The sequence below is a fragment of the Psychrobacillus faecigallinarum genome (assembly GCF_014836595.1).
In the GTDB taxonomy this organism is placed as follows: domain Bacteria; phylum Bacillota; class Bacilli; order Bacillales_A; family Planococcaceae; genus Psychrobacillus; species Psychrobacillus faecigallinarum.
Window position 1 is genome coordinate 136,567 of sequence record NZ_JACSQO010000002.1, and the last position, 23,865, is coordinate 160,431.

The following is a 23,865-nucleotide window of genomic DNA, read 5'->3' on the forward strand; positions in this document are numbered from 1 at the left end:
TGTAAACAGCATGGATATTCTATGCTTGTTTACAGTTCCCCTAGTATGGATCAAGGCTATATAGGTCTATATAATAGCTATCAGCTAAATGCTAAATAACTCCACATAACCATAACTAATCACATGTTAATCCTCCCAATAAAAAATTGCATCCATTATCAAATAGTCCCTAGGTTTACGATAAATCGTTGGAATTTTGGCTTGAAAAGGCAAAGGTTTATTTATATTTTCTGCTTCTAAAAGTGTATAATCGTACTTACTTAATACGGCTTTCAATTTCCTTACCATTGGACTAAATTTTTCACTAGTTTTTAATTGATTAGGATGCTCTAACATGCTATAACTGCCCCCAACGACTTCGTTTGTTATGATATGGATTGTCTTATCTCTTTCATCTTCTCCTAATATTGCCACAGGGGCTAAGCGACATATATTGATAACAACTCCTTCTATCCTTTCTGTTTTATGCTCTTTATTTTCTTTTATAACTATAATATCTTCCTTTCGAAAACAAAATAATTCCACAAATGAGGCAAATCCGCTACCAAAATGATCCCACTCTGCCACACAAGTTAAGTTGGGAATACGATTTATTTGATAAAATAGTCGTCGAATATGGGCTTCGATTTCAAGATGATCATTTGTATTATATGGAAAGCTATTGCCTATTACTTTACCTGCAATTAAATATTTTAATTGTTTTTCAGTAAACATAAACATTCTCCTAGGTAATTTCACATTATATGATTGCCTTCAAGGTAACCCTTGTTTATTTCGCTTATCAACTACTCTGCGTATTTACTTTAGTTAGATAAAGAACTATAATAATGCTATTATTTCGTGTGTCAAAGTATGTAAAGAAGGTGTTTGTTTTGAGTGCAGAAGAAAAGCAAGGAATTATTGTAGTTGTGCTGGCATATGCTTGGTGGGGATTTATGCCAATCTATTGGAAGCTGTTGGACCATGTTGCTAGTGGTGAAATATTATCTGGACGTGTTATATGGTCATTCGTCTTCACATTGATAGTAGTCCTACTAGGTCGAAGGTTTTCTGTTTTAATAGAAGACCTAAAAAATTTATGGAAGGACAAAAAGTCTTTTTGGAGTCTTGTTTTAGCCTCTTATTTAGTCACAGGAAATTGGTTTTTGTACATATTTGCAGTAAACGAGGGCTATATAGTGCAAGCGAGTCTCGGATATTACATCAATCCATTACTATCCGTATTGCTTGGCATTGTCTTTTTGAAGGAAAAGCTTTCTTGGGCCCAAAAGTTATCCGTCCTAATAGCAGCGACAGGTGTGCTTTTACTTACTATTTCCTATGGTGAAATACCATGGATTGCCATGTTATTAGCAAGTACATTTGCATTTTACGGGCTGATTAAGAAAAGAATCACCATTGATCCGTTAAGAGGGCTGACTATTGAGACATTATTTGTGCTTCCAGTTGCATTAGCTTACTTTAGTTACATGGTTGTAGCAGATCAAGCGGTATTTTTCTCGAGCGATTTTACGACAACCATACTTCTAGTATTTACGGGTGTAGCTACTGCAGTTCCACTTGTCCTATTTGCAAAAGGTACAAAAACAATGCCTCTTTATATGTCCGGATTTATTCAGTACATTGCGCCAACTCTGATGTTACTTATAGGTATTTTTGTATATGGTGAAAAATTTAGTAAAATAGAGTTCATCTCTTTTTCTTTCATTTGGGTTGCGCTTTTATTATTTACTTTTTCAAAAATTCTAGAATTAAGAAGAAAGAAAATGCTAATAGTATAAGTGTGATTTATAGAAAAGAACGTTTTACCTTATCCCAATAGCTATTGTCTTTTAGCTTAACGGTTTTCACTACTCTATCGCTCAAGGAAAGGGTAACAGTGTCCACATGCTGAATGCTTAGTGCCTCATTGTCTGTGCTCATGGATGGATAGTCGTTCCAATCCTGCTGCAAGCGAAGCTCTAGAGTTCTTTCACTGCTTAATACAAAAGGGGAACCTAGTGTTCGATATTCATTGCTATTCATAGATGCAATTTCAGCAACCTGAATGCATTGAAGGAGCGGATCCACTACAGCGCCGTTTAATGATTTGTTGTATGCGGAGCTACCGGTAGGGGTAGAAATGACCATCCCGTCTCCTCGAAAGGTTTCAAAATGCTTTTGATCAATAAAAATATCTAAAACAAAAGATTTGATGACATTGGAACGAATAGTAAATTCATTTAGACAAAAGAACTTTGGGTTCTTATTTACAGAGACCTCTAAAATAGGATATTTGCGAACTTCAATTTTATCTTTTTGTACAGCATCTGCCATCTTCTCTATGTCATCTGCGAAAAAATCGCAATACATGTTTAAAGAATCAGTTATAGAGATTCCTGCGTAAAGAGTGTCCTGACGAAACCCGGTTTTTCTAACTGCCTGTAAAAAAGTAGCGTCAGAACCGATGCTAACAATAATAGAAGCTTCTTCAAAATTATCAACAGCTTTAAATCCATGCTGATGAATAACTTTTTGCAACAATTCTTTTCGTCGTAGTGAGTCTGTGTCATTTTTAGTGTATAAGTAGATATTATTTCTGGAAGTCATATGCATGCTCCTTTTTTATGCTAATACTTTAATGTACGAAATCTATTATTTAAAATTGTACTTTTAGTCTATGTACTTTTATTTTATCATTTAGTGAAACATTTAGACATTTATAACGTATGTAAAAGGGATAGAAAAAGGAGGAAAATAGAAATATGAATACGAAACGTTGGTTGGCTATAGTCGGAGCTTCTATTTTGTTAGCCATATCTTTGGTTGTCAATACAGCTTCATCAATCTTTTCAACAAATTGGTCAACATTAATGGAAGAGGTTACTTCCACCGCAAATACAGAATTCTTTGAAACAGTTCTAGAACCAGGCAGCATAGATGAACGAGTTGCCATTTTAACAGTAGATGGAACTATTCAAGACACTGGTGGTACTACAAGCTTGTTTGGTACAGAAGGTTATAATCATCAATTTTTCCTAGAGCAATTAGATCAGGTGAGATATGATGACTCAGTAAAAGCAGTTGTTCTTCAAGTTAACTCACCTGGTGGAGGAGTTGTGGAATCTGCTCAAATCTACAAGGAAATTAGAGAAATCCAAGAGGAAACAGGAAAACCTTTTTACGTTTCAATGGGAAGTATGGCAGCCTCAGGAGGATATTACATATCTGCACCAGCGGAAAAAATATTTGTTAATAAAGAAACAATGACAGGATCCATTGGGGTTATTATGCAGAGTATTAACTATGGTGGCCTAGCTGAAAAATACGGAGTAGAATTTGTTACGATTAAATCTGGTCCTTATAAAGATATTATGAGTCCTACAAGAGACATGACAGAGGAAGAGCGTAATATGCTTCAAGAAATGCTGAATGATTCTTATGAAGATTTTGTAGATATTATAGAACAAGGTCGTAACATGACCGAGGCAGAAGTGAAAAAAGTAGCAGATGGAAGAATCTTAAATGGAAGACAGGCAGTCGAAGCTGGTCTAGCAGATGAGCTTGGTTTCTTAGAAGATGCAGTTGCCGCAGTTCAGGCAGACTATGATTTGGAGGGTGCAGAAGTATTCGAGTACGGATATTCACCTAGCTTCTCTTCGTTATTTGCGATGAAAGCACAATCATTTTTAGGAGTAGATATTGAATCTAAACTAATCGCTAAACTAATTGCGGACAATTCAGCACCAAAAATGATGTACTTATATGGAAATGAATAAGGAGGGTTCTAGATGAGTGAGTTTGTACAAAACGATGGGGAGAATGTGCAAGAAAGCCCATCGTCAACCCAACAACGAATAGTTGTACAGCAAACGGAAAGTTATGTACAAAAGGCGGCCGGATTTTGGATTCGTTTTTGGGCTTACACCGTGGATCTGCTCGTATTATCATCCATTGGTATGTTGCTGGTCAAACCGATTTTCCGATTATTTTCAATCGACATTAACAATCCGAGCTGGTATGCACCAATTTCGATAGTAACGGCTGTCATTTTTTATCTTTACTTCGTTCTTATGACTAAGTTCTTTGCTCAGACAATTGGTAAAATGATTTTTGGTATTCGAGTGATTCCCAAAAATAAAGGAAAGTTAACATGGGGGAATGTTATTTTTAGAGAGTGGATAGGCCGATTAATCTCAATTATTCCATTTAACCTTCCGTATATAGTAGCTGCGTTTACACCAAAAAAACAAGCGATTCATGATTATATTGCGGACACACTAGTTGTTCACGAGAATACGTACGATAAAAAGGAAAAAGTGTCGTATAAGCAAGTTCCCGTTGCAAATGAGTTGCAAGAGACGAACGAATTCTAGTAAGATGAAAGTATTGAAAAGGAGGCTACATATTATGACACAAGTAACTTTTAAAAATAATCCTGTAACTTTAGGTGGTAAAGAGGTCGAGGTTGGAGAAAAAGCTCCGAACTTTACAGTATTAGCTAATGACTTATCCCCAGTAACTCTTGAGGATTCAGCTGGCAAAACTCGATTAATTAGTGTAGTACCTTCCCTTGATACTGGTGTTTGTTCTGCACAAACTAACAAATTTAATGAGAGTGCAGCAAGTCTAGGTGATGATGTTGTTATTTTAACAATCTCTGTAGATTTACCTTTTGCACAATCTCGTTGGTGTGGAGCAAATGCAGCTGATGCAATTCAAACATTATCTGATCACCGAGACCTTTCCTTTGGTAAAGCATTCGGAGTAGTAATGGAAGAATTACGCTTACTTGCACGCTCTGTATTCGTAGTAGACAAAAATGGTGTTGTGACTTACAAGGAGATTGTAAGTGAAGGAACGAACCATCCGGACTACGAAAAAGCTCTTGAGGCTGTAAAAGCAGCACAATAACTATTAGTCTAAAAATTATAAAAAATAAGTAAACCCACTCTTTCTCGAGTGGGTTTTCATTTGAGGGATCATCATGCAAACAAACGTAGAAAAAATCTTTTCATTTATCGATCAAGAAGCCACTTTTATAGAAGAGCAAGAATCCGCTCCTTATCTTGAAGGAATCGTCTATGCGCTTGAGCTATGGCTCGAAGAAAAGAAAAAACCTGATCTTGTAAATCCTAAAAAAGAAGAGATTCGCAAAGCAATACAACTAGGAATCTTAAAAGGGATGAATAGATCAACACAAGTAAATCACCAAATGACACCTGACGCCATTGGATTACTTTTAAGCTATTTCGTAAAAGAAATGAATAAGGATAAAAAGGAGCTATCCTTTTTAGACCCTGCGCTAGGTACTGGAAACCTACTGTATACATTAATGAATGTTCTACCAAATTCCTCCCATGCTTTCGGAGTAGAAATTGACGAGTTGCTTATCCAGCTTGCGGCACAGGTAGGAGAGTTATTAGAGCAGGACATCCAGCTATTTAGACAGGATGCAATACGTCCATTAATGATCGATCCGGTTGATATAGTAGTAAGCGATTTACCTGTGGGTTATTATCCAGATGAGGAAACTTCCAAAGACTATTTCTTGCACACTGAGGATGAGATGCCTTATGCACATCATCTGTTCATGGAACAAGCAATGAAGCATGTAAAACCAGGTGGATACCTTTACTTCCTAGTTCCGGCAAGTATTTTTGAATCAAAACAAGCCGCACAGCTGCATAAATTTATTAAAGAAAATGGTTGGATTCAGGCAGTTATTCAACTACCAGGCTCTATTTTTAAGAACAAAGCCCAAGAAAAGAGCCTGCTCATTTTACAAAAGAAGGGTGAAAATTTACAGGCTCCACGTGAGGTATTGCTTGCTAAGGTTCCAAGTATGACGAATCGAGAAGCAATGGAACTTTTCTTTCAAAAAATTGACATATGGCAAGAACAAAATAATAGGTAAAATTTGCCCGCCCCTTTTATGCAAGGTACAATTATTGTATCAGTATAAAGAAGGGGCGTTTTCTTATGCCAAATATTTTAGCAGTGAATGCAGGTAGTTCTTCTTTAAAATTTCAATTATACAAAATGCCAGAAGAAAAAGTGATAGCAAAAGGATTAATCGAAAGAATTGGATTAGTTAACCCTGTATTTACGATGAACTTTGACGATGAGCGAATACACCTGATAGAGCAAGTAGAAAACCATGAACAGGCGGTTAAATTGCTTATTAAAATGCTTATTGATCATAAGGTGATAGATTCGTTAGAGAATATCCAAGGGATTGGTCACCGTGTAGTTCATGGTGGAGAAACGTACAGTGATTCTGTTTTAATAGACGAAGAAGTTATTCAGAATATCGAAAGACTAGCAGAATTTGCACCTTTACATAATCCTGCTAATGTTACTGGTATAAGAGAATTCCAAAAGGTATTACCGGACATTCCTGCTGTTGCAGTTTTTGACACTGCATTCCATCAAACTATGCCAGAAAGCTCTTATTTATATTCTATTCCCTATGATTACTATGAAAAATACAGTATTCGAAAATACGGCTTCCATGGAACCTCTCATAAATATGTAGCGCATCGAGCAGCGGAACTGTTAAATAGACCGTTAGAGATTACTCGTCTGATTTCATGTCACCTTGGTAATGGGGCAAGTATTGCAGCCATTCATAAGGGCAAATCCATCGATACCTCAATGGGCTTTACCCCACTAGCTGGAGTTACAATGGGGACAAGGTCTGGAAACATAGACCCGGCATTAATACCTTACTTAATGGAGAAGACCGGAAAGAGTGCAGAGGGTATTTTAGACATTTTAAACAAGAAATCCGGGATGCTCGGCGTATCTGGCTTCTCAAGTGATTTAAGAGACATTGTTACAGAGGCGACCAAAGGTAATGATCGTGCCCAATTAGCACTAGATGTCTTTGCCAACAGAATACACAAATACATCGGATCATACGCTGCTAGAATGAATGGTGTAGACGCAATCATCTTTACAGCGGGCATTGGCGAAAATAGCGAGGTCATCCGGGAAAAAGTACTCTCAGGGCTTCAATTCATGGGAATCTACATGGATCCAGATCTAAACAAGCTACACGGCAAAGAAGGTTTTATCAACTATCCACATTCTCCTGTAAAAGTTATCGTAATTCCGACAAATGAAGAGATCATGATCGCTAAAGATGTTATGAGGATTTCTGGGATGTAAGAGTACGAGAGAACCTAAGCTAATAATGATTATTTTCTTACATGCAATCATTGCTGATATAATGGAGAATAAAGCATAATAATTGAAGAAAGAACTATTGTTGATTTCCACTGTAGGTGATGGCTTATCGCTCACCCCACGGAAAGCGAAAATCAACTTCTACTTTCTTATTTATTCCTGCTTTATTCATCCTCCACATTTTTATAACTTTTCAAAATAAAAAAAGAGAACCAAGGCATAAGCCAGAGTTCTCTTTTAATTATATTAATAGATTAAGCTTGCACTTCATCAGTACGAACAACAAGAACATCACAAGTAGAAGAACGAACAATATATTCAGACACACTACCAATTAAGAATCGCTCCATTGCATTTAGACCAGTTGCTCCACAAATGATTAAATCTGCTTGTACTTTGTTTGCAAGATCTTTGGAAATCATTGTCTTTGGTGAACCGTATTCAACGATAATATTTACATTTTCAACACCTGCAGCAAGTGCCTCTTTTTTATAACCATCTAGTAAATCCTCTGCAAAATTTTGTGCTCTTTCAGCGATAGAACGGTCATAAGCTTCAATTGCAGCAAAAGATCTAGTATCAATTATATTAACAAGATTTAATGTTGCGTTATTTCTTTCAGCAATAGAAACAGATTTTTTAAATGCAAATTCAGCTTCCTTCGATCCGTCTACAGCTACTAAGATTTGATTGTATTTTAATGTCATTATAAATCCCTCCTGGGTTTGTTATACTATTATATTTCTATACTTATCCTCTTATTCCTGCTATTTTTTAATAGTTATTTAGTCTAATTTGTGAACAAAGACGGATTAAAAAAAGAAATTGATGAGCAATTTGGAATTATTAATGCTAAAATATACTTGTTTCACTAATCTATTTAATCTTGTTAAAGGGGATATAGGTATGCGTATAGGAGTTCCAAAGGAAATTAAAAACCACGAAAATCGTGTCGCAATGACACCAGCGGGAGTTGTTAGCTTAACTCTACATAACCATCAAGTGTTCATCGAAACAGGAGCAGGATTAGGTTCTAGCTTTACCGATGAAGATTATGTAGCTGCAGGAGCAACCATTGTTCAAACTGCTCAGGAAGCATGGAACCAAGAAATGGTGATGAAAGTAAAAGAACCAACTCATGACGAATTTGATTTAATTCAAGAAGAGTCAATCTTGTTCACTTATTTACATCTGGCTCCTGAAGAAGCTTTAACAAAAGTTTTGTTAGAAAAGAAAGTGACAGCAATTGCTTACGAAACAGTTCAATTACCAAACAATTCCTTACCACTTCTTTCTCCTATGAGTGAGGTTGCAGGACGTATGGCAACTCAAATTGGTGCGCAATTCTTAGAGCAAATTCATGGAGGTAAAGGGATTTTACTTGGTGGAGTTCCAGGGGTTCCACGTGCCAATGTTGCAATTATCGGTGGAGGTATTGCAGGAACAAATGCTGCACGAGTAGCAATCGGCATGGGAGCGAAAGTTACAATTATTGATTTAAATGTAGATCGTCTTCGTCAATTAGAAGATATTTTTGGAAGCAATGTTCAAACACTAATCTCTAACCCATATAATATTGGAGAAGCTGTGAAAGAAGCAGACTTAGTAGTAGGCGCCGTATTAATACCAGGTGCTAAAGCTCCGAAACTAGTAACAGAGGATATGATTAAATCTATGACTCCTGGATCGGTTGTAATTGATATTGCCATCGACCAAGGTGGAATTTTTGAAACTTCTGATAGAATAACAACTCATGACAACCCAACCTATGAGAAGCATGGCGTGGTGCATTATGCAGTTGCAAATATGCCTGGAGCTGTTCCAAGAACATCTACTATGGCATTAACGAATGCAACTGTACCTTATGCGGTGCAAATCGCAAACAAAGGGTACAAGCAAGCGTGCTTAGATAATCTAGCGCTTCAAAAAGGGATTAATACATTAGATGGTCACGTTACTTTTGCAGCAGTTGCAGAAGCACAAGGTCTGCCTTATACAGACGTTACATCACTATTAAAATAAGAATGACAAATCACCCAGCTCCTTTGAGTCTGGGTGATTTCTAACTTTTTAGGACAGAGAGGTGGAGGAAATGAACTATTTATATATTGGTGTTGCTGGGGGATTAGGGGCAATTTGCCGGTATATAATCGGTATTTTTTTAGCTCCTCAATCTACTTTTCCTTTTTCCACTTTACTTGTGAATTGGATAGGTTGTTTTGTCCTGTCCTTTATTCTGTCTCGTACAGAGAGATTCTCCTTGAAATTACGTTTAGCTCTAGGGACGGGATTCCTTGGTTCTTTTACAACTTTTTCTGCTTTTAGTATGGAAACTATTCAGTTGATAGAACAAGCTCATATCCTTCTTGCTATGCTCTATTTGGCAAGTAGTATCATAGGCAGCATTCTTTTGACTAATCTCGCGTGGAAAAAAGAGGTGGACGAATGACTCTTATTTCTTTAATAGCAGTAGGGGGAGCGGGTTTCCTTGGAGCAATTATAAGATACTATACATCGGAAAAATTAAATAAGCATACTAAGATTCCACTGGGTACACTTTTCGTGAATATAATAGGTTCTTTTATGCTTGGCTTACTATGTGGACTGCATGTGGAAGGAATTTATTATTTGATGATTGGCATCGGACTATTAGGAGCACTAACAACATTTTCTACTTTAAATGTGGAGTTAATTAAATTACAGAAATATAGAAGGTTATACTATTTCTATTTTACGGCCACCTATGTCGGTGGCTTACTAGTGGCATTCATAGGATACATGCTAGGTAAAGTATTTTAACTTTGATAGAAACAATTTAATTATTATTGATTGAAGCGATAAGCGGCGACTCCTGCGGAAGGAGGGAGACAGATAAGCCATCATGTACGGCGCGTTAGCGACGGTGATGGCTTATCGCTCCCCCGCGGAAAGCGTCCGCTTAAGAGCGTAAATCAAACATCTCTCGTTCATGCTATTTCAGTAAACTGTTTTTATTCGTTTCATATACTTTCTGACCGCTTCTCTCTATATGTGATTGAAGCGATAAGCGGCGACTCCTGCGGGAGGAGGGAGACAGATAAGCCGTCATGTACGGCGCGTTAGCGACGGTGATGGCTTATCGCTCCCCCCGCGGAAAGCGTCCGCTTAGGAGCGTAAATCAAAAATCTCTCTCTATACTTTTAAAGTAAATGGTTTCTATTCGATGGTTATATGAAAAAAGAGTCTAATCCAATAGAGGATTAAACTCTTTTTTGTTTAAAGAATTTGTAATTCTTTAGGGAATTTAGTTAAGACTTCTACTCCATCCGAAGTTACGACTACATCATCTTCAATTCGAACGCCTGTAATATCTGGGTGGTAGATTCCTGGTTCAATTGTAAATACCATGCCTTCTTCTAATACCATTTCATTTACACCTGTAATTGAAGGGAATTCATGAACAGATATTCCTAAGCCATGACCTAAACGATGTGTAAAGTAATCCCCGTAACCAGCGTCTGTGATTACATCGCGAGCAGTTTTGTCTAACTCCATAGCAGTTACACCAGGCTTCACTGCATGGACAGCTGCTAGTTCTGCTTTCAGCACTGTTTCATAGATTTCTCTTTTGTCAGGAGATGGCTCACCGAATGCTACAGTTCGTGTAATATCAGAGCAGTAGCCGTTATATACAACTCCAAGGTCAAATAGGATAAAGTCACCTTTTTGGATTTTACGATCACCTGGAGTTCCATGTGGAGAAGCGGTTTTCGGACCACTTAATACCATCGTATCAAATGACATTTGAGCTGCGCCTTTTTCTTTTACAGCTAGCTCTATCGCATTTAGAATTTCTAATTCTGTTTTGCCTTCAGCAATTTCTTTACAACCCACTTCAATAGCGTAGTCGGCTAACTCTGCTGCTTTACGCATATTAATTAATTCTTCCTCAGATTTAATTACACGAAGCTCGTTAATCTTCTCGTCTAAACGATTAATCTGTAGGGATGAAAATCTTTTTGTTATTGCTTCTAATCTTTCTACAGTCATATGAGACTTTTCGATAGCAAGACTTTGAATAGACTGTCCATTGTCTTTTACTGCCGATGCTAAAATGTCCCAAGCATTTTCTGTATCCTGATGACCAATAATTTTACCTGCCCAACCAGCCGCTTTGGCATCTGGCATCTCCATTTTTGGGCAAATAATGAATGGGTCAGCATTTTTAAAAATCATTACGCCGAGTAAACGTTCGTGCGGATTGCTTCTAAATCCAGTAAAATAGAAGACGTTATCAGGAGTAGTTACAAACGCCGCATCTATATTATTAGTTTGTAGGTAAGATTGTATTTTTTCAATAGTTTTCAAATGTAGCACCTCTTTTTAGTTTATAAGATAAGGATAGCAGAATAAAGGAATTCTCGCATCTACGTTGAATGAACAATAAGTGAACCTAATACTATTTGAAGGAGAGATATCAAAATGAAAATTAGTTATCACGGACACTCAGTAGTAAAAATAAAAACAAAATCTCACACTATATTAATCGATCCCTTTATCACAGGTAATGAGATTACGGACTTGAAGGCATCAGAACAACAGGTGGATGCTATTCTTTTAACACACGGTCATGATGATCACGTGGGGGATACTGTTGAAATTGCTAAAAAGTGCAATGCGATTGTCATCGCTCCTTTTGAGCTAGCAAATTACATACAATCTAAAGGAGTAGAAGTACATCCGATGGGTATTGGCGGAGAGCGTGAATTTGAGTTTGGTAAAGTGAAATTTACACAAGCTTTTCATAGCTCTTCTACGACCACGGAGGATGGAAATATAATTTACTTAGGTATGCCTACTGGAATTATTTTCAGTGCTGAGGGAACTACTCTCTATCATGCGGGAGATACGGGTTTATTTGGTGATATGAAGCTTATAGGAGAGCGACACGATATTGATATTGCCTTTCTACCAATAGGTAGCAATTTTACAATGGGGCCAGAGGACGCTGCCTATGCGACGGAGCTAATCCAACCAAAAATAGTAGTTCCAATTCACTATAATACGTTTCCGCCTATTAAACAGGATCCAGAGTACTTTAAAGGCTTAGTTAAAAAAGTAGATGTACAAGTACTTTCAGCTGGAGAATTTGTTACACTCTCATAGGATTAGAAAATTATTAATATGTGTTACAATAAGCGTATAACTAACGTTTGGATGTGACTACATGACAACAAAACATGAGCAGATTTTAGCTTACATTGAAAACCTTCCCGTTGGTGATAAAATATCGGTTAGGCAAATTGCTAAGGATTTATCGGTAAGCGAGGGAACAGCTTATAGAGCGATAAAGGAAGCAGAAAATAGAAGAATAGTTAGTACCATTGAACGAGTTGGTACGATTCGTATAGAGCTTAAGAAAAAGGAACATTTTGAACGTCTGACTTTTGCTGAGGTTGTGAATATAGTCGATGGACAGGTGCTTGGTGGAAAAGCAGGATTATATAAAACGTTGAACAAATTTGTAATTGGCGCAATGCAGCTAGAGGATATGATGCGTTATGTAGAGCCTAGCAATTTATTGATTGTTGGTAATCGTTTGAAGGTGCATGAAACTGCTTTAAAAGCAGGAGCTGCAGTACTAATCACAGGGGGCTTTGATGTTCTAGACCACACAAAAAAGTTGGCTGATGAACTAGAGCTACCGGTGATTTCTACTAGCTATGATACCTTTACAGTAGCAACTATGATAAATCGTGCTATTGACGACCAGTTGATTAAAAAAGATGTTCTGCTTATAGAGGATATATATGTTCCTTTAGAAGATACCTATTATTTATATGCAACCGACCAGGTGAAGCAATACCGAGACTTAAATAATATAACAACTCATGGCGGATTCCCGGTAGTAGATAGAGCTAATAAGCTTGTCGGAATTGTTACGGCTAGAGATGTCATAGGGAAAAATAGCAATGAGATAATTGAAAAGGTAATGACGAAGAATCCTATTTCGATAACTATGAAAACAAGTGTAGCCTCTGCCAGTCATCGGATGATATGGGAGGGCATTGACCTGCTGCCGGTAGTTAAGGATAGCAATTACTTAGTAGGTGTCATTAGTAGACAGGATGTTTTAAAGGCATTACAAGCAGCTTCTAGACAACCTCAAAACGGTGAAACGATTGACGATATAGTAAAACAACAGATTAAAGTAGTTTCATCAGAAGAATTTATATTTGAATTTGTCGTTACTCCTCAAATGACCGATCATTATGGAGCGATGTCTTATGGAGCCTTTACTATTCTTTTAACGGAGACAGGAGCTCAAACGTTGAAAATCCGAAAACGTGGAGAATCCGTTGTAGAAAATATGACAATCTATTTTACAAAACCAATACAATTAGAAAGTATACTTCGTATACAAGCAAGGCTATTAGAAATGAGCAGAAAAGTAGCAAAAATGGATATCGAAGTTTTCAATGACAAGCAGTTAGTTGGGAAGGCAATGGTCACTTATCAATTACTAGAGAGATAGCATTTGTTAACTAGCTTTTACTAGTAAAGGACAAAAAAATGATGCGGCATAATGCCGCATCATTGATTTAGATTAAGTTCTTCTTGGACAAACTGACCATAGTGTTTGGCTGCTTTATAATTATGGTACATAAAATAACCGCCGATTAATATAAATAGTATCGAAACCACATAAGTGATGGCTGATTGATAAATCACTAAAAAGTTAATACCAAAAAATAAAATAAAAGCTCCAAGACAAACGGAAGCTTTCGCAGTATACCATTTTTTGCGAATCGGAAGTGTTGCGCGAAGCTGTTTTGTTTTAAAATAAAAATACCATACAAAAGAGACTATTATACCTAACACTAATATACCGTTTATAAACATAATGTACCTCCAATAAAAGTAATGCTACTTTTATTGTATAGGTAAATTTAAAAAAAGGCGAATAGTAGTTACGTCTCTACGGAGGAAAAATAATGAAAAGACAAATCATCGACACAATCGAAAGCTATGACAAAATTATTATACATCGTCATGTTAGACCCGATCCGGATGCATATGGCTCTCAAATTGGTTTAAAGGAACTTATCGCATTAAATTATCCAGACAAAAAAGTTTGGGCAACGGGTACTCATGAAAGTACTTTAGATTTTCTAGCAAAACCAGATTCTGTTTCAGACGAGGATTTTAAGGATGCACTAGTTATTGTGACCGATACTGCAAATACAGAGAGAATCGATGATAGCCGTTATAAACTAGGTAGTTTTTTAATCAAGATAGACCATCATCCTAACGAGGATGCTTATGGAGACCTATTATGGGTAAACACAGAGGCTAGCTCTGTAAGTGAAATGATCTGTGAGCTTTATGAAGAAGCGAAGGAATATAAGGGTTGGGAGTTAGATGCTTCTATTGCTCGATTGTTATACGCAGGTATTGTAGGCGATACTGGTCGATTTATGTTCCAGAGCACTACCGAGCAAACAATGTTTTATGCTGGTAAGCTTCTGTCTTATGGGTTTGACCGAACTACTTTGTTCAATGAAATGTATGAGGTAGAGAGTAACATGCTTCAGCTAAAAGGTTATATCTATGCCAATTTCGAAATGGAAAATGGTGTAGGGCATATGAAACTTACAAAAGAGTTGCTGAATAAATATCAAGTAGCAGAATCTGAGGCTTCCTTATTGGTAAGTGCCTTGTCAGACGTGAAAGGTATGAAATGCTGGGTATTTTTCATCGAGGACGAGAAGGAAATTCGGGTACGATTACGTTCCAAGGGACCGATTATCAATGAAGTAGCGAAGAAGTATGGTGGTGGAGGACATCCTTTAGCCGCGGGTGCAACCGCTTATTCATGGGAAGAAGCAGATCGGGTAATAGAAGATTTAAAAAAAGCTGTAAATTGAGGTGGTTTGAATGCAAACAGTATATCCCCAAATTGTAACATCAGCGGATATGCTGAAAAGTACAATTCAATTGGAGCAGCTCGTTGAAAAGCTGAAAAAGAATAATACAAAGGTAGCAGCCATTACAAACAGTAAGTTGTATGGTGTGTTGCCTTTTTGGCATACGCTCATAAAAAATCAAATCCAACCCGTAATCGGACTAACTTTAAAAGTCCAGTTAGACTACAGTCCGGTATCAATAGTTCTATATGCGGAAAATAACAAAGGGTATGAGAATATCTTGAAAATTTCAAGTGGTATGGAAACAAGAGAGCTAGATTTACTTCCAAAAAAGTGGCTTCATGCCTATAAAGAAGGAATCATAGCAGTTTATAAAGCAGATTTGTTATTTTCCAAGGATTCTCTTGAGGAACTGAAATCTATATTTACTCCAACCTATTTGTTTGTTGGCGTAGAACGACCAAGCGGCATTGAAACAGAGGAAGAGAAAGCGATTAGAAAAACCTGTGGAGAGGAAAATATTAAGCTTACTGCTTATCATGAATGTCGCTATGTTGAGAAGGATGATGCCTTTGCATTTGAAGTTTTAAATGCTATGGATCAGTCCGTAAAAATGTCTGATTTTCAAAGAAAAAAACCTCAGCCTGATTCACATTTGCTTTCCCATGAGGAGTGGCAGGAATGGTTTACAGACGTGCCTGAATGGCTATCGAACACAAAATTAATGCTAGAACGATGTATGGTTGTTTTTGATAAAAAGAAGCATATAATGCCGAAGTATCCATTGCCGGCCGAGATTACAGCTAAGGATTACTTAACTCTCCAATGTGAGGAGGGACTGAAGGCTCGTATTCCTCATTACACCCATGACTATACAGTAAGACTACACTATGAGTTAGACGTCATTAGTCAAATGCAATATGAGGATTATTTTTTAATCGTTCAAGATTTTATGAAATTTGCAAGGCAGTCAAATATTCTAACCGGACCGGGAAGGGGCTCCTCCGCCAGCTCTCTTGTAGCTTACACATTGTATATTACGGATGTAGATCCTCTTCCATATGGACTTCTGTTTGAACGCTTTTTAAACCCAGAACGTATTACTATGCCTGATATTGACATTGACTTTGCTGACTCGAAAAGAATGGACGTTGTACGCTATGTAGCAGAAAAGTATGGTCAAAACTATGTTTCTCAAATTATTACATTTGGTACGTTATCCGCCAAAGCAGCTGCTCGTGAAGTAGCGAGAGTGTTTGGCTTTGAATCCAGTACATTAGAGGCAATCTCCTCGTTTATCCCTTCAAAGCTAGGAATCACCTTAAAAGAGGCTTATGATCAATCATCAAAATTACGTGAGTTCATCCAAACAGAAGATATACGAAAAAAATGGTTTGATGTTGCATTGAAATTAGAAGGATTACCTAGAAACGCTTCCACGCATGCAGCTGGAGTTGTGTTGTCACCAGTTCCTCTTGTGGACATTGTTCCTATACAAAAAGGGCATGAGGATATCTACCTTACTCAATGGCCAATGAAGGAAGTAGAGGAAAAGGGTCTGTTAAAAATGGACTTTTTAGGTTTAAGAAATTTGACCATTATGGAGCGAATACTAAATTCCATTCATTATAAAAAACAGAGCTTTTCTTTGAAGGAAATACCGTTCAACGATGAGCAAACGTTTCGCTTATTGCAAAAAGGAGATACAACAGGAGTGTTCCAATTGGAATCGAGTGGTATGAGGAGTGCACTAAAGCAAATTAAACCAACTAGATTTGAGGATATTGTGGCAGTGAATGCCTTATACCGTCCAGGCCCAATGGAAAGTATTCCTCTGTATGCTAAGCGTAAGCTTGGGCATGTGCCAGTCACTTATGAGCACCCTGTTTTAGAGCCAATACTGAAAGAAACATATGGTATTATTGTTTATCAAGAGCAAATTATGCAGATTGCCTCTCAAATGGCAGGTTTTACATTCGGTGAAGCTGATTTGCTTCGTAGGGCAGTTAGTAAAAAAATTCGTGAAGTATTGGAAAAGGAGCGCAGCCACTTTGTTCATAAGGCAAAACAGCTTGGACATCAAGAGCAGGCTGCCACCTCTGTTTATGATTTAATCGTCCGTTTTGCAGATTATGGCTTTCCTAAAAGTCACGCAGTTGCTTATAGTGTAATCTCTTATCAAATGGCCTATTTAAAGGCCCACTACCCTTTAGAATTTTATGGTGCTTTATTAAGTACTGCTATAGGCAATCAGGATAAGATCAATCAGTTAGTTCTAGAAATGAAGCAAAAGCAAATTTCGGTATTACCACCATCAATTTTTAAAAGTCAATCAACCTTTACGGTGGAGCAAAATGGTATTCGTTTTGGCTTACAGGCAGTAAAGGGAATATCTTATCCTTTCACCCAAAAGCTACTACAGCAAAGACAAAGAAGATCTGCTAAGTGGGAAGATATTTTTGACTTAGCTACTGATTTATCAGCCGTTTTTTTTACACGTAAAAATATAGAGCCACTTGTGAAGGCTGGAGCATTGGATGATTTCGGAGTAGAGCGTTCCACATTATTGGCTACTATTGATGCCGCAGTAAAATATGCAGAGCTTGTCAGTCCTACTGAGGAAACAGATTTATTTGAAGGAGACTCATCACCTTTTGGCAAATCTAAATATATTAAAACGGATCCATTACCAGTAATGCTAAAGCTTCAGTTTGAGAAGGAAGTACTTGGCCAATATTTCTCAGAGCATCCTACGGTCTCCAAGAAAAAAACAAACGACAAGGTGCAGCATATATGGGATATAATGCAATCCTCTAAGGACTCATTTGTACATGCTATTGGAATGATACAAGAAATTAGAAGAATTCGGACTAAAAAAGGAGAGGCAATGGCCTTTGTCACAATTCAGGATGACACTGGAAACATTTCAGTAACTCTTTTTCCGGAGGAATACGCTAAGTTTAATGCAATATTAAAAGAACAAGCCATCATTTTAGTGGAGGGCAAGAGAGAGAGCAGAAATAATAGAATTCAGGTTATCGCTAAAAATATTACACTCTACTAAACGAACCAACAGTCTGTATGCATTATTACAAACTATCGACAAAGATAATGAGAGTACAATCTCTCGATTATCTTTGTCTTTTCTATTTAAGGGAATCATTAGCTTAGCTAGCATTTATGATTATTTTTTAATGTTACGCTACTAAACTTATGTGGAAAATTACAAAGCAGGATATGAACTTAAAAACTTGAATACTTATACGTCACAAATTAAGCAAAATTTATAAAAAAAGTTGGAATAGCTTCTAATTCAGAAAATTCCAGAAGAAATGACTTTCTTATAAAAAATAGACAGTACATTGTTACATATGCAATTTTTCCTTTACGTTTAAGAAAAATTTATGTATCCTATTATTTATAAGTGGTCAGACCACTTTGTAATTAATGGAAGAGTGATGGTGGATGGATTCAAATAATAACTCTAGAAAAATGTTTTCAGAAATTGTAAAACAGTTGAGGCAGTTAATCCACGATGAAAAAATTCCTGTAGGTGGTAAATTGCCATCTGAACGAGAATTAGCAGAAAGGCTTCAAGTTGGTAGGTCTTCAGTAAGAGAAGCATTAAGAAGCCTAGAGCTACTTGGTTTAATAGAAACGAGAAGAGGCGAAGGGACCTTTCTTTCAGATTATCGAAAGCATCAATTAGTTGAGTTGTTATCCACTTTCATCTTGCCAGAATCCAAATCAAAGGAAGATGTACACACAACTAGAGCATCGCTCGAAAAAGATGCTATCAGACAGGTCTGCCATTCGGATAAACTTCATAAGCTATTAATTTGGGATGCATTTATCGAAAAGTTACTAAAGGAAGAAGTGCTTAGGGAAGATATTATTAGAGAAATTTTAATCATTTCGAATAATCGCCTTGGCTTAAAAATATGGTTTTTATTGAAACAATACGGTGGAGAGCCTTATCGTAGCTACATGACTTTAGAAGAGAAAGGAATATGGACTCTACTGCTAGAATGTATAAAGCTAGGAGATGAGCAAAAAGGAATTTCTCTTTTTGAGGATTGGCTATTGTTACTAAACAGGGGAGATGTTTAAATGAGCATTCGAGATATATTTAGAAAGAATCAGAAAAGAAAATATGCCACGATACCATCGGAGAAGGCAAAAAATGATGTTCCAGAAGGAATAATGGTTAAATGTCCTGAGTGTAGAAAGAATGTGTTTACAAAGGACTTGATGAAAAATCTAAAAGTTTGTCCTTCCTGTGATCATCATATGAAAATGACAGCTCAAGAACGAATTGAAATTTTTCTAGATGAAGACACATTTGTATCAATGGATGACCATCTAGAAACGGTTAACCCTTTAAATTTTCCAGGCTACACAGAAAAGGTAAAATCAGATTCCAATAAGACGGGACTAAACGAGGCTGTCTTAACCGGTGTCGGAAAGCTACAAGGACAAACGATAGTTGTTGCTGTGATGGACTCTCACTTTAGAATGGGCTCTATGGGGTCAGTGGTAGGAGAAAAGATTACAAGAGCTGTTGAAAAAGCTACAGAGCTAAAAGTTCCTTTCATTATTTACACAGCAAGCGGTGGAGCAAGAATGCAGGAAGGTGTACTATCCTTAATGCAAATGGCGAAGACGTCTGTCGCTTTGCGTAGACATAGTGATCATGGATTATTATATATATCTATCTTAACTCATCCAACTACCGGGGGGGTTTCAGCGAGCTTTGCTTCAGTAGGAGATATAAACTTGGCTGAACCAAAAGCTTTGATAGGCTTTGCTGGAAGAAGAGTAATTGAACAAACAGTTAGAGAAAAGCTTCCGGAAGATTTCCAAACTGCCGAATTTTTAATGGATCATGGTCAGCTTGATGCAGTAGTCCATCGAAAGCAAATGAGAGATACAGTAGCGAATTTAGTTAATCTACACGTGCAGAAGGAGGTTATCACATGGTAAAGGTACTTCCGTTTGAGGAGCCAATTGTTCAGTTAAAAAGTAAAATCGAAGAGATTAAAGATTATACTGCGACTGCAGAGGTAGATATGTCTACTGAGATAGAAAATCTTGAAGAACGTCTTAGAAAGCTGGAAATAGAGATTTATGAGAACATGGAGCCTTGGGACAGAGTACAGGTTGCTCGTCACCCAAGCCGACCTACTACAAGTGATTATATTCAGCAAATATTTACGGATTTCATCGAGCTGCATGGTGATCGCTCATACGGTGATGATGCGGCCATTATTGGTGGCATTGCATTATTAAATGGGAATCCCATCACAGTTATTGGACACCAACGTGGCCATGATACGAAAGAAAATATTAAAAGAAATTTTGGAATGCCCCATCCGGAAGGATATCGAAAAGCTTTACGTTTAATGAAGCAAGCGGAAAAATTTAATCGACCTATCATTTGCCTTATTGATACAAAAGGTGCCTATCCAGGCAAGGCGGCAGAAGAAAGAGGTCAAAGTGAAGCCATTGCAAGAAACTTAGTAGAAATGGCTGGTTTAAAAGTGCCGGTTATTAGCATCGTTATTGGTGAAGGTGGTAGCGGCGGAGCATTGGCTTTAGGCGTTGCGAATCATATCCATATGCTTGAAAACTCTACGTATTCAGTTATATCTCCTGAGGGAGCAGCATCAATTCTTTGGAAAGATTCTTCACTTTCCAAGCAGGCTGCAGAGGCTATGAAAATTACTGCCCCGGATTTAAAACAAATGAACATCATTGACACAATCATAAAAGAAATACATGGTGGTGCTCACAAGGATTTAGAGACACAAGCTCAGTACATGAAGGAAGCTATTATTCAATCTCTTCGAGAACTTTCGAAGCTATCTCCAACTGAATTAGTGGATGCAAGGTACAATAAATTTAAACAAATTGGTAAGTATAAAGAAAATGCGTCTAACTAGACGCATTTTTTTTGAAAGCATTTCGTGTTAAGCTTATAGTAAATATAGCTAGGTTGGAGGGATTAATGTGAAGCGTATAGGTGTATTGACAAGTGGTGGAGATGCTCCGGGCATGAATGCTGCTATTCGTGCGGTAGTAAGAAAAGCTATTTATGAAGGGGTAGAAGTTGTTGGTATTTTACATGGATACCAAGGATTGATCGAGGGGAAGATGGAAAAGCTTGATTTAGGCTCCGTAGGTGATATTATCCAACGTGGAGGAACAAAACTGTATTCTGCTAGGTGTCCAGAATTTCGTACAGAGGAAGGACAAAAAAAAGCTATTGAACAGCTAAAGGCAAATAATATCGATGGCCTTGTTATTATTGGAGGAGATGGCACATATAGAGGTTCGATGACCTTGACTAAGAACGGTTTCCCATGTGTCGGAATTCCAGGGACAATTGATAATGATATTCCTGGCACAGATTATACATTAGGTTTTGATACTGCCCTTAACACAGTCATTGAATGTATAGATAAAATTCGAGATACCGCAACTTCTCACGATCGTACTTTTATCATTGAAGTTATGGGAAGAGATGCTGGTGATTTAGCTTTATGGGCAGGGCTTGCGGGCGGTGCAGAAACTATAATTGTGCCCGAAGTAGAGATGAAAATAGAAGAAGTAGTGGAACGTTTAGAAAGCGGAACTGCACGTGGGAAAAAACACAGTATTATCGTAGTAGCAGAAGGAGTCATGAGTGGACAAGATTTTGCTCTAAAACTTAAGGAACATGCTAATATTGAGACGAGAGTTTCTGTTCTCGGTCATATTCAACGTGGAGGTTCTCCTACGGGAAGAGACCGTGTCCTTGCGAGTTTATTTGGAGCGAAGGCCGTTGAGGTTTTAATGGCAGGTCATGGAGGACGTGCAATTGGAATCCAAAATCATCAAGTGGTAGACTATGATATGACGGAAGCATTTGAAAAGACAGAGGTATTTGATCAAAAGATGTATCAATTATCTAAAGAGTTATCTATCTAAACAGACTACATAATTTCAGCAATAGGAAGGATAAGATTATGAGAAAAACTAAAATAGTATGTACTATCGGTCCCGCAAGTGAATCAGAGGAAACTTTAGAAAAATTAATTGAGGCAGGAATGAACGTTGCCCGTTTAAACTTTTCTCATGGTAGTCATGAAGAACATGCCGGAAGAATCGAACGCATCAAAAAAGTATCTAAAAAGCTAGGCAAAATAGTTGGGATATTATTGGATACAAAAGGTCCAGAAATTAGAACTCATAAGATGGAAGGTGACGCCATCGAATTAGTCACTGGTCAGTCTATTGATATATCTATGACGGAAGTGTTAGGTAACACAGAGCGTTTTTCTATTTCCTACGAAAAGTTAATAGAAGATGTACAGGAAGGCTCTATTATATTATTGGATGATGGGCTAATCGAGCTAGTTGTTCAGGGAATTGATTCGGAAAATGGAATCATTCATACGTATGTTCAAAATGCTGGAACATTGAAAAACAATAAAGGTGTGAATGTACCAGGTGTCTCTGTCCAATTACCAGGTATTACAGAAAAAGACGCAAAAGATATTCTTTTTGGTATCGAGCAGGATGTAGATTTCATCGCCGCTTCTTTTGTTAGAAGAGCAAAAGATGTACTGGAAATCAGAGAATTATTAGAGAATAACAATGGATCTCACATTCAAATCATCCCTAAAATTGAAAACCAAGAAGGCGTAGATAATATTGATGAGATTATTGAAGTATCTGATGGGTTAATGGTTGCAAGGGGAGACCTTGGAGTAGAAATTCCTGCTGAGGAAGTTCCTTTAGTTCAAAAATCTCTTATCCAAAAATGTAATGAAGCAGGAAAACCAGTTATTACGGCGACTCAAATGTTGGACTCTATGCAAAGAAACCCGAGACCAACTCGTGCAGAAGCAAGTGACGTAGCAAATGCGATTTTAGATGGAACAGATGCCATCATGCTTTCTGGTGAGACTGCAGCAGGCCTTTACCCACTAGAGGCGGTTCAAACAATGGACAAAATTGCAAGACATACAGAAAATGCAGTAGATTATAGAGCGAATGTTACTAAGTTGAGTAAGGCTCGCGATGTAAACCTAACGGATGCCATAGGCCAAGCAGTTGCTCATACTGCTATCAATTTAAAGGTGAAGGCAGTTATAGCTCCTACAGAAAGTGGGCATACTGCTAAAATGATCTCTAAATTTAGACCAGGGGTTCCTATTATAGCTGTAACTTCAACAGTGAAACCTTCTAGAATGCTTACACTAGTATGGGGAGTTTATCCTATTGTTGGTAAAAAAGCTTTCTCAACAGATGAAGTGTTAGAGATTGCTGTGGAAGAAAGTATTCTGCAACATTATGTAACTCATGGTGACCTAGTTGTTATCACTGCTGGTGTTCCAGTAGGACAAGCTGGAACTACTAATTTAATGAAAGTTCATGTTATTGGTGATATGGTCGCTAAAGGTCAAGGTATTGGTAAGAAAACTGCCTTTGGTAAAGCAATTGTTGTTCAAAATGCAAAAGAACTAGAAGGCCAAGATACGAGCGAAAGTATTATCGTAACGATAGGTTCTGATAAGGATATGGTTCCTGCTATCGAAAATTGTAGAGGATTAATCACAGAAGAGGGCGGCTTAACTAGCCATGCTGCTGTGGTTGGCTTAAGCTTTGGAATCCCTGTAGTTGTTGGTGTTGCCGACGCGACTAAACTTATTGAAAATGGTCAAGAACTAACGCTTGATGCTGAAAGTGGAGTTATTTATAACGGTCAAGCAAGTATTATTTAAAACCTAAGCAAGTGCCTCAC

The 23,865-nt window shown here is 37.5% G+C and carries 23 protein-coding genes; 18 read left to right on the forward strand and 5 right to left on the reverse strand.

Features of this window, described 5'->3' with window-relative positions; all coding sequences use genetic code 11:
- Positions 1 to 126: 126 nt before the first annotated feature.
- Positions 127 to 714: a hypothetical protein gene (locus H9650_RS05370; RefSeq protein WP_191696763.1), complete on the reverse strand. Its 588-nt coding sequence runs from the start codon at positions 712 to 714 to the stop codon at positions 127 to 129.
- A 158-nt stretch (positions 715 to 872) separates the two neighbouring features.
- Here H9650_RS05370 and rarD point away from each other — a divergent pair, with 158 nt between their 5' ends.
- Positions 873 to 1,781 (forward strand): EamA family transporter RarD, encoded by a 909-nt coding sequence (gene rarD / locus H9650_RS05375; RefSeq protein ID WP_225215932.1) that lies wholly within the window; start codon positions 873 to 875, stop codon positions 1,779 to 1,781.
- Between the two features lie 7 nt (positions 1,782 to 1,788).
- Here rarD and H9650_RS05380 read toward each other — a convergent pair whose 3' ends face one another.
- The gene (locus tag H9650_RS05380) at positions 1,789 to 2,589 is read right to left on the reverse strand and encodes an NAD kinase (RefSeq protein ID WP_144535367.1); all 801 of its coding nucleotides are present in this window, start codon (positions 2,587 to 2,589) and stop codon (positions 1,789 to 1,791) included.
- Between the two features lie 155 nt (positions 2,590 to 2,744).
- Between H9650_RS05380 and sppA the strand changes: the two genes are divergently transcribed.
- The 5 genes from sppA to H9650_RS05405 all read left to right on the forward strand — a co-directional run bounded on the left by sppA (position 2,745) and on the right by H9650_RS05405 (position 7,152).
- Positions 2,745 to 3,758: a signal peptide peptidase SppA gene (gene sppA / locus H9650_RS05385; RefSeq protein WP_144535369.1), complete on the forward strand. Its 1,014-nt coding sequence runs from the start codon at positions 2,745 to 2,747 to the stop codon at positions 3,756 to 3,758.
- Between the two features lie 12 nt (positions 3,759 to 3,770).
- On the forward strand, positions 3,771 to 4,355 hold the full coding sequence (locus H9650_RS05390; RefSeq protein WP_191696765.1) for an RDD family protein: 585 nt from the start codon (positions 3,771 to 3,773) through the stop codon (positions 4,353 to 4,355).
- A gap of 34 nt (positions 4,356 to 4,389) precedes the next feature.
- Positions 4,390 to 4,893 carry a thiol peroxidase gene (gene tpx, locus H9650_RS05395; protein WP_144535373.1) on the forward strand — a complete coding sequence of 168 codons (504 nt, stop codon included), beginning with the start codon at positions 4,390 to 4,392 and terminating at the stop codon, positions 4,891 to 4,893.
- Between the two features lie 73 nt (positions 4,894 to 4,966).
- A complete protein-coding gene (locus H9650_RS05400; protein WP_154310380.1) occupies positions 4,967 to 5,896 on the forward strand; it encodes a class I SAM-dependent methyltransferase in 930 nt (309 codons plus the stop codon).
- A gap of 65 nt (positions 5,897 to 5,961) precedes the next feature.
- A complete protein-coding gene (locus tag H9650_RS05405) occupies positions 5,962 to 7,152 on the forward strand; it encodes an acetate kinase (protein ID WP_191696766.1) in 1,191 nt (396 codons plus the stop codon).
- A 272-nt stretch (positions 7,153 to 7,424) separates the two neighbouring features.
- Here H9650_RS05405 and H9650_RS05410 read toward each other — a convergent pair whose 3' ends face one another.
- Entirely contained in the window at positions 7,425 to 7,877 is a 453-nt protein-coding gene (locus H9650_RS05410) for a universal stress protein (RefSeq protein WP_144535378.1), read from the reverse strand.
- A gap of 199 nt (positions 7,878 to 8,076) precedes the next feature.
- On the opposite strand from H9650_RS05410, the gene ald reads away from it, so the two are divergent.
- From ald to H9650_RS05425, 3 genes are all read left to right on the forward strand, one after another.
- Complete coding sequence (gene ald, locus H9650_RS05415) at positions 8,077 to 9,192, forward strand: alanine dehydrogenase (RefSeq protein WP_144535380.1); 1,116 nt, start codon at positions 8,077 to 8,079, stop codon at positions 9,190 to 9,192.
- 70 nt (positions 9,193 to 9,262) lie between these two features.
- Positions 9,263 to 9,619: a fluoride efflux transporter CrcB gene (gene crcB / locus H9650_RS05420; RefSeq protein WP_191696767.1), complete on the forward strand. Its 357-nt coding sequence runs from the start codon at positions 9,263 to 9,265 to the stop codon at positions 9,617 to 9,619.
- A complete protein-coding gene (locus tag H9650_RS05425) occupies positions 9,616 to 9,969 on the forward strand; it encodes a fluoride efflux transporter FluC (RefSeq protein WP_191696768.1) in 354 nt (117 codons plus the stop codon). The genes crcB and H9650_RS05425 overlap by 4 nt, the downstream gene beginning before the upstream one ends.
- A gap of 456 nt (positions 9,970 to 10,425) precedes the next feature.
- On the opposite strand, the gene H9650_RS05430 is transcribed toward H9650_RS05425, so the two are convergent.
- Entirely contained in the window at positions 10,426 to 11,517 is a 1,092-nt protein-coding gene (locus tag H9650_RS05430) for a M24 family metallopeptidase (protein ID WP_154310391.1), read from the reverse strand.
- 114 nt (positions 11,518 to 11,631) lie between these two features.
- Here H9650_RS05430 and H9650_RS05435 point away from each other — a divergent pair, with 114 nt between their 5' ends.
- Positions 11,632 to 12,315, forward strand: a complete 684-nt coding sequence (locus H9650_RS05435; RefSeq protein WP_191696769.1) for a metal-dependent hydrolase — start codon at positions 11,632 to 11,634, stop codon at positions 12,313 to 12,315.
- Between the two features lie 61 nt (positions 12,316 to 12,376).
- A complete protein-coding gene (locus H9650_RS05440) occupies positions 12,377 to 13,684 on the forward strand; it encodes a DRTGG domain-containing protein (protein ID WP_144535390.1) in 1,308 nt (435 codons plus the stop codon).
- Between the two features lie 59 nt (positions 13,685 to 13,743).
- Here H9650_RS05440 and H9650_RS05445 read toward each other — a convergent pair whose 3' ends face one another.
- The gene (locus H9650_RS05445; protein ID WP_144535392.1) at positions 13,744 to 14,052 is read right to left on the reverse strand and encodes a YtpI family protein; all 309 of its coding nucleotides are present in this window, start codon (positions 14,050 to 14,052) and stop codon (positions 13,744 to 13,746) included.
- A gap of 92 nt (positions 14,053 to 14,144) precedes the next feature.
- On the opposite strand from H9650_RS05445, the gene H9650_RS05450 reads away from it, so the two are divergent.
- From H9650_RS05450 to pyk, 7 genes are all read left to right on the forward strand, one after another.
- Positions 14,145 to 15,077 carry a DHH family phosphoesterase gene (locus tag H9650_RS05450; RefSeq protein WP_144535394.1) on the forward strand — a complete coding sequence of 311 codons (933 nt, stop codon included), beginning with the start codon at positions 14,145 to 14,147 and terminating at the stop codon, positions 15,075 to 15,077.
- A gap of 10 nt (positions 15,078 to 15,087) precedes the next feature.
- A complete protein-coding gene (gene dnaE, locus H9650_RS05455) occupies positions 15,088 to 18,141 on the forward strand; it encodes a DNA polymerase III subunit alpha (protein ID WP_191696770.1) in 3,054 nt (1,017 codons plus the stop codon).
- 401 nt (positions 18,142 to 18,542) lie between these two features.
- Positions 18,543 to 19,187, forward strand: coding sequence for a FadR/GntR family transcriptional regulator (locus H9650_RS05460; protein ID WP_154310399.1), 645 nt, complete (start codon positions 18,543 to 18,545; stop codon positions 19,185 to 19,187).
- Positions 19,188 to 20,060, forward strand: coding sequence for an acetyl-CoA carboxylase, carboxyltransferase subunit beta (gene accD / locus H9650_RS05465; RefSeq protein ID WP_144535400.1), 873 nt, complete (start codon positions 19,188 to 19,190; stop codon positions 20,058 to 20,060). It abuts the gene before it with no gap.
- Positions 20,054 to 21,019 carry an acetyl-CoA carboxylase carboxyl transferase subunit alpha gene (gene accA / locus H9650_RS05470; RefSeq protein WP_144535402.1) on the forward strand — a complete coding sequence of 322 codons (966 nt, stop codon included), beginning with the start codon at positions 20,054 to 20,056 and terminating at the stop codon, positions 21,017 to 21,019. The genes accD and accA overlap by 7 nt, the downstream gene beginning before the upstream one ends.
- Positions 21,020 to 21,086: 67 nt before the next feature.
- Positions 21,087 to 22,046, forward strand: a complete 960-nt coding sequence (gene pfkA / locus H9650_RS05475) for a 6-phosphofructokinase (RefSeq protein WP_191696771.1) — start codon at positions 21,087 to 21,089, stop codon at positions 22,044 to 22,046.
- 38 nt (positions 22,047 to 22,084) lie between these two features.
- Complete coding sequence (gene pyk, locus H9650_RS05480; protein WP_151113551.1) at positions 22,085 to 23,845, forward strand: pyruvate kinase; 1,761 nt, start codon at positions 22,085 to 22,087, stop codon at positions 23,843 to 23,845.
- Positions 23,846 to 23,865 lie beyond the last annotated feature (20 nt).

What these genes read in the sequence shown, in the direction of transcription:
- H9650_RS05370 (WP_191696763.1), bottom strand. Translation starts at nt 714, where the DNA reads ATGTTTACTGAAAAACAATTAAAATATTTAATTGCAGGTAAAGTAATA.
- H9650_RS05380 (WP_144535367.1), bottom strand. Translation starts at nt 2,589, where the DNA reads ATGACTTCCAGAAATAATATCTACTTATACACTAAAAATGACACAGAC.
- sppA (WP_144535369.1), top strand. Translation starts at nt 2,745, where the DNA reads ATGAATACGAAACGTTGGTTGGCTATAGTCGGAGCTTCTATTTTGTTA.
- H9650_RS05390 (WP_191696765.1), top strand. Translation starts at nt 3,771, where the DNA reads ATGAGTGAGTTTGTACAAAACGATGGGGAGAATGTGCAAGAAAGCCCA.
- tpx (WP_144535373.1), top strand. Translation starts at nt 4,390, where the DNA reads ATGACACAAGTAACTTTTAAAAATAATCCTGTAACTTTAGGTGGTAAA.
- H9650_RS05400 (WP_154310380.1), top strand. Translation starts at nt 4,967, where the DNA reads ATGCAAACAAACGTAGAAAAAATCTTTTCATTTATCGATCAAGAAGCC.
- H9650_RS05405 (WP_191696766.1), top strand. Translation starts at nt 5,962, where the DNA reads ATGCCAAATATTTTAGCAGTGAATGCAGGTAGTTCTTCTTTAAAATTT.
- H9650_RS05410 (WP_144535378.1), bottom strand. Translation starts at nt 7,877, where the DNA reads ATGACATTAAAATACAATCAAATCTTAGTAGCTGTAGACGGATCGAAG.
- ald (WP_144535380.1), top strand. Translation starts at nt 8,077, where the DNA reads ATGCGTATAGGAGTTCCAAAGGAAATTAAAAACCACGAAAATCGTGTC.
- crcB (WP_191696767.1), top strand. Translation starts at nt 9,263, where the DNA reads ATGAACTATTTATATATTGGTGTTGCTGGGGGATTAGGGGCAATTTGC.
- H9650_RS05425 (WP_191696768.1), top strand. Translation starts at nt 9,616, where the DNA reads ATGACTCTTATTTCTTTAATAGCAGTAGGGGGAGCGGGTTTCCTTGGA.
- H9650_RS05435 (WP_191696769.1), top strand. Translation starts at nt 11,632, where the DNA reads ATGAAAATTAGTTATCACGGACACTCAGTAGTAAAAATAAAAACAAAA.
- H9650_RS05440 (WP_144535390.1), top strand. Translation starts at nt 12,377, where the DNA reads ATGACAACAAAACATGAGCAGATTTTAGCTTACATTGAAAACCTTCCC.
- H9650_RS05445 (WP_144535392.1), bottom strand. Translation starts at nt 14,052, where the DNA reads ATGTTTATAAACGGTATATTAGTGTTAGGTATAATAGTCTCTTTTGTA.
- H9650_RS05450 (WP_144535394.1), top strand. Translation starts at nt 14,145, where the DNA reads ATGAAAAGACAAATCATCGACACAATCGAAAGCTATGACAAAATTATT.
- dnaE (WP_191696770.1), top strand. Translation starts at nt 15,088, where the DNA reads ATGCAAACAGTATATCCCCAAATTGTAACATCAGCGGATATGCTGAAA.
- H9650_RS05460 (WP_154310399.1), top strand. Translation starts at nt 18,543, where the DNA reads ATGGATTCAAATAATAACTCTAGAAAAATGTTTTCAGAAATTGTAAAA.
- accD (WP_144535400.1), top strand. Translation starts at nt 19,188, where the DNA reads ATGAGCATTCGAGATATATTTAGAAAGAATCAGAAAAGAAAATATGCC.
- accA (WP_144535402.1), top strand. Translation starts at nt 20,054, where the DNA reads ATGGTAAAGGTACTTCCGTTTGAGGAGCCAATTGTTCAGTTAAAAAGT.
- pyk (WP_151113551.1), top strand. Translation starts at nt 22,085, where the DNA reads ATGAGAAAAACTAAAATAGTATGTACTATCGGTCCCGCAAGTGAATCA.